Source organism: Microvirga sp. P5_D2, from assembly GCF_054049475.1.
The window spans coordinates 1-1,041 of the sequence record NZ_JBFUMH010000373.1; the positions used below are offsets into that span (position 1 = coordinate 1).

Annotated in this window: 1 pseudogene; it reads right to left on the bottom strand. The window is 58.1% G+C overall.

Annotation, left to right across the window (positions count from 1 at the left end):
• Positions 1-219 precede the first annotated feature (219 nt).
• Positions 220-1,041 (bottom strand): annotated as a pseudogene (locus ACXJKO_RS31765) (C1 family peptidase); the annotation flags it as partial.

Here is a 1,041-nt window from a genome sequence, read left to right on the forward strand (position 1 = left end):
GGTCGGGATTGCGTCCTTCGGCTTGTCCTTCTTCGGCTTTTTTGCCTCGCGGTTGCCGCGTTGTTCGCCTTTGGCCATGGCTTGTCTCCGTTGTCGTTAAGAGCCTGGGAAAGATCATCTCAGTCGTGGGACGACTTGTTTCGGCGAAGTGGACCCGGTTCACCGTAAAAAATGTGGCAAACCAGGAAGAGAGCTCATTCCACGCAAGTGGAAACGGCTCTAATAACCAGTCAGCTCATCGGTCTTCGGCGGGTGCGGCACTGGTTTTCCCAGAACCCTCGACATGATCGTCCCGAGAGTCGCAGCATCGTTGTCGAATCCGCCATGCGAGCGAGACGCGGTCTTTCCACTGCTGCCAGTCGAGTACGCAACCTCAAGCTTTGAGTGGAAGGGCATCTCCCGCGCATAGGTCTGCATTCCGGCAAGCGGTGTGCTCGGCATCTGCTCATAGGCGCGCGAGACCAGATAGAGCAGGGAGCTGCTGTAGGACGGCAGCAGGGGAACGTTAGCGGAGACCGTGTCATCCTGTTCCAGTTGGTCCGTCAGGTTGTATAGGTAGATCCGGTCCTGCAGCTTCACCGCGCCCTTGCCGGTCAGATATGGCTCATAATGCTCTTTGAAAAACGCGACCGTGCAGGCCGGTGCCATCAGGTGGATCGTTCCCAGTTCGATCTTGCTCAGATTGAACCGCCCCAAGGACGAGAGGAGGTATCCGAGCATGTTTGCGCCGGCGCTGTGCCCGACAAGATGGAGCTTGGGGCGTCGCGGTGCTTTGTCGAGGCCGGACAGCAATGGCAACAGCCCCTTGAACCCGCCATCGTATTCGGATCCCCCGCTGAAGGACATCAGCGCATCTTGTTTCATGTTTCGCCAAGCGTATGAACCGGTTTGCTTTCCGATGCCCGCTTCGAAGAACCAGTTGGAGAGCGCGCCGCCGACGCGACCGACGGCAGGTGACCGGGACAGCTGGCCGAACACTTCGTCGATGAAACCGGAGTCCCACATCAGATGGAAATTGTAGAGGCGATTGCGGCCGTAGAT